The organism is Longimicrobiaceae bacterium (genome assembly GCA_035696245.1).
GTDB lineage: Bacteria > Gemmatimonadota > Gemmatimonadetes > Longimicrobiales > Longimicrobiaceae > DASRQW01.
On the sequence record DASRQW010000513.1, the window covers coordinates 1 to 4,241 of the forward strand.

The 4,241-nt window shown below is 70.3% G+C and carries 4 protein-coding genes; 3 read left to right on the forward strand and 1 reads right to left on the reverse strand.

The window, feature by feature from the left end:
• On the forward strand, window positions 1-415 hold a 415-nt coding region (locus VFE05_22895; GenBank protein HET6232943.1), incomplete at its 5' end, for a hypothetical protein.
• 81 nt (window positions 416-496) lie between these two features.
• On the opposite strand, the gene VFE05_22900 is transcribed toward VFE05_22895, so the two are convergent.
• The gene (locus VFE05_22900; GenBank protein HET6232944.1) at window positions 497-1,840 is read right to left on the reverse strand and encodes an NAD(P)/FAD-dependent oxidoreductase; all 1,344 of its coding nucleotides are present in this window, start codon (window positions 1,838-1,840) and stop codon (window positions 497-499) included.
• A gap of 305 nt (window positions 1,841-2,145) precedes the next feature.
• Between VFE05_22900 and VFE05_22905 the strand changes: the two genes are divergently transcribed.
• Complete coding sequence (locus VFE05_22905) at window positions 2,146-2,724, forward strand: DUF2569 family protein (protein ID HET6232945.1); 579 nt, start codon at window positions 2,146-2,148, stop codon at window positions 2,722-2,724.
• Between the two features lie 329 nt (window positions 2,725-3,053).
• Window positions 3,054-4,241: hypothetical protein (locus VFE05_22910; GenBank protein HET6232946.1), on the forward strand; the 1,188-nt coding region annotated here is incomplete at its 3' end.

Here is a 4,241-nt window from a genome sequence, read left to right on the forward strand (position 1 = left end):
CGGGGAACGCGTGATCGAGGACCTGGAAGCCGTGCTGCGCGACCGCACCGGGCGGGGAGAGCCGGTGCTGGACGTGCTGGACGACATCGCCCCCGAGCTGTTCCTGGACCTGACCATGCGCGCGCTTGTGCCGAGCCGCGAGATCCCGGGCGTACGCGGCGGCTGGCCGACCCTGATGAACCATACGGTGGTGCGGCTGCGGCGGGAGCTGCACCGGCGGTGGCTGGAGTGGCACGACGAGGAGGTCGCCCGCGGCCGGGCGGACCTGGCGGAGCTGCACGACGTGCTGCTGGCCCGGCAGAGGAAGTGGGAGACGACCGGCAGGCCCGACCTGGAGGGCCGTACGCCTGCCGAGGCCGTGGAGGCGTGGAACGACGAGCAGGCGAAGCAGCAGTTGGGCGAAGACAGCCGGTAGCTCGCTGGAGGACGAAGAGGAGGTGCGGGCCAAGCCGGCCGCACCTCCTCTTCGTTCCGGGCGTCTCCGGAAGGTGGAACGTCAGCCGCGGAGCGCGCGGAGGGCTTCGGAGGCGGCGCGGCGGCCGGTGTGGATTGCGCCGTCGACGGTGCCGTTCCAGCCGTCGGTGGAGGTCGCCTCGCCGGCGAAGAAGAGGGTGCCGGCGACGGGGCGGCCGAGTGCTTCCTGCGCGGGGAGCGCGCCCGCGGGCACGTAGCTGTACGCGCCGCGGGCGAACGGATCGCGGCTCCAATCGTGCCAGTGCCAGTCTTCCAGCTGCGCCTCAACCTTCTCCCGGCCGACGCCGGTGATGGCCGCCAGCGAGTCGAGCGCGGGGCCGACGGGATCGCCGCCGTGCTCCATCAGCCGCAACGCCTGGCCGCCGCCCGCCCAGCCGATGAGGACCGGCGCGATGACGGGCGAGTACGTCCACCAAGCCGGGACTGGTTGGGCGGACATGAAGAACTTGTGCTCCTCGCGCGTACCATCCCCCTTCCCGAAATCCACCGAATCTTCCCAGAAGGCTTCGCGGAAGCGCAGCGTGAGCTTCACCACGTGGCCCATCTCCAGGCGCCGCGCGGCATCTCGCATCTCCGGCACGTCCGGCGAGAAGCGGATGGCGCCGGGCGCACCCTCCTCAGCCTGGAGGACGCCGAGGGGGACGGTGATGATGGTGCAGCGAGCGCAAATGATTTCCGGCTCGGTTGGAGCTTCGGATCGCGAGCAGGAGATGCGCACGCTTCCAGGGCTCCAGTCTACGGAGGTGACCACGCGGCCGAGACGGACGTCGCAGCGGTCCCCGAGCGCGGCGGCGAGGCCCTGCACGGCCAGGACGAAGCCGCCGAGGGGATGGTGGCGCACGGGGCCGCCTCCCCCGCCGCTGTCGCCCGTAGTCTTCGCGAGCCACTGGACGCCGACGCGGCCGGCCTCGGAGGCGTGGAAGCCTTCGACGTAGCGGATGGCGAGGTCGCGGTCGTGCTCGCGCACGCCGGGGCAGCACTCGTCCAGGAACGCGAGGAAGGGCTGGTCGCGCTCCGGCGGCGGGTTCAGCTTGCCCAGGACGTGCTCGACCACGCCGTTCAGGTCGATGGGCTTCGCCGTTCCCGCATCAACCTCCCACTGCCCGCCCGCGCTGCGGTATGCGGCTCCGCCCGCCGCACGGATGGCGTCGAACGCCGGCCCGGGCACGTCCACGAACTCGGCGCCCAGCTCAACCGGTAGCGGGTGCGCGGGGTCGTGGAGGGTGAAGACGCGTCCGCCCAGGCGATCCCGCGCCTCCAGCAGCACGACCGAGAGCCCCGCCCGCGCCAGCTCGCCCGCCGCCGCCAAGCCTGCCACGCCCCCGCCGATCACCACAACGTCGAAATCCGCCCCCGTATCCCGCATCGCCCTCTTCTCCGAAGTACGTGGGCCGCCCCACATCTACCGAAACGCTGATCCACCCCGATCCACCGCGCCGAATCCCAGGCGATCCGCCCGCTGATCCTCTGCGACGCCATCCTCCGCGAACGGTGGAGGTCGCACGGTGCAGGCCAGGCACTTCGCCAGGGTCGGGACGGGGTAGTCGCAGCGGCGGTGATCCGTCGCCCAGCTTCGGTCGAGCGCGATCCTCTTCCGCCGGAGCGGAGCCGATGCGAAGTTACGCCGGCGTTTCAAGCGTTTCCTCTGAAATCTCCTGAATCTCCCAACAGATGCGAACCTATCATCCCAATGCGCTGGACCGCGCGCACCCGCTGTTCGGAGTTGGAGGGTGGATGCTCTTCTTCCTGGTCGGGCAGGCGATCACCGTGTTGCTGGTGGCGCTGACCATCCCTTCGGTCTTCGAACCGTTCGCGCAGCCGGCGTGGGACGACACGAGCGTCATCCCGCTGTATCACGCCACAATCGTGATGGAGATGCTGTTCAGCGCCGCCCGGCTGGCGTTTCCCGTCGCCGGTATCATTCTCACCGTGACCCGCGACCGCCGTGCGCCGCGGTTCTGGCTGGCGTATTTGGGGCTGGTCGTGGTCGGAAGCCTGCTGGACACCGGGGCCGGGATCGCGATCCACAACTGGATGCAGGCAGAGCTTCCCGCGTCGGCGGAGGCCGTGAAGTCGATGACGCGCGCCATCGTGGAGAACCTGCGCACGGTGATGTGGGCGCTGGTCTGGTCGCTGTACTGGATCAACTCGGAGCGGGTGTGGATCACGTTCGGGCGGGGCGGATGGTCGCCGCCTTCCGACACGCCGTGGCTGCCGCCGGGCGCTGTGGTCGTGCCGGCGGAGGCATGAGGCCGACGGAAGATGGATGCCCTTCGACGTGACCGAGGGCGATTGACGAGGCCGTAGAATCCCGAGGGATTCCACGGCCTTTCCACATCTGCCGTGTCCGCCTGGCGTCGCGGCGACAGTGGAACAACGAAGTCCGGAGATGTGGGGAGGATGGACGAAGGTCGTGGAGGCGGAAAGGTGGATGCGATAAATCGCAACCCAACAACGGGATATGAAGTCGCGAGGGCGGGTGGCGCCACATCTGACGAAAACGCTTCTTGTTCCGGTCGGGGAGAGCGGGTATATCACTTCGCGATCCCTTCCACACAACGCAGCTACGGAGTGTACCGATGAGACTGCCGCTGCTCAGATCCCTGGGCGCCGCCGCGCTGCTCGCCGCGACGGCCGCCCGCGCCCAGGCCCCCGCCCCGCCGGACACCGGTGGCCTTCCGTTCCGCAACCTGGGCCCCACGGTGGCGGGCGGGCGCGTGGCGGCGGTGGCGGGCGTGCCCGGTGACCCGAACACGATCTGGGTGGGCTCCGCGTCCGGCGGCGTGTGGAAGACGACCAACGGCGGAAACACGTGGGACGCGGTGTTCGCCAAGCAGCCCACGGCGTCCATCGGCGCGGTGGCGCTGGCGCCGTCAAACCCGAACCTGGTGTGGGTGGGCACGGGCGAGGGCAACCCCCGCAACGACATCACCAACGGGCGCGGCGTGTACTTCTCGCCAGACGCGGGGCGGAGCTGGCGGCTGGCGGGGCTGGAGAACGTGGGCCAGATCCCCCGCATCGCCGTCGATCCGCAGAACCCGGACGTGGTGCTGGTGGCGGCGCTGGGGAAGGTGTGGACGCCCAACCCGGAGCGCGGCGTGTTCCGCACGGCCGACGGAGGGCGCACGTGGAAGCGGGTGCTGTTCGTGAACGACACCACGGGCGCCATCGACCTGGCGTTCCAGCCCGGCAATCCGCGCGTGGTGTTCGCGGCCATGTGGCAGATGCGGCGCTACCCGTGGGAGCTGGTGGACGGCGGCGCGGGCAGCGGCATCTTCCGCAGCACCGACGGCGGGGAGACGTGGACGCGGCTGCGCAACGGGCTGCCGGAGGGGCTGGTAGGCCGCATCGGGATCGGGATCGCGCCCAGCAACCCGAACCACGTGTACGCGGTGGTGGAGAGCCGCGCGGGGACGCTCTACGAATCCACCGACGGCGGCGACCACTGGCGGCTGGTGAGCCCGAGCCGGGCCTACAGCGTGCGGCCGTACTACTTCTCGCAGGTGGTGGTCTCGCCCGAGGACGAGAACCACGTGTACTTCGGCTCGTTCAACCTGATGGAGAGCACCGACGGCGGCCGCACGGTGCACCCGCTGGATCCGCAGGTGCACCCGGACCACCACGCGGTCTGGGTGGACCCGCAGGACCCGCGGCGCATCGTGCAGGGCAACGACGGCGGGGTGTTCACGACCACGGACCGCGGGAAGACGTGGCGGTTCCTCAACAACCTGCCCATCGAGCAGTTCTACAGCGTGGCGCTGGACCGG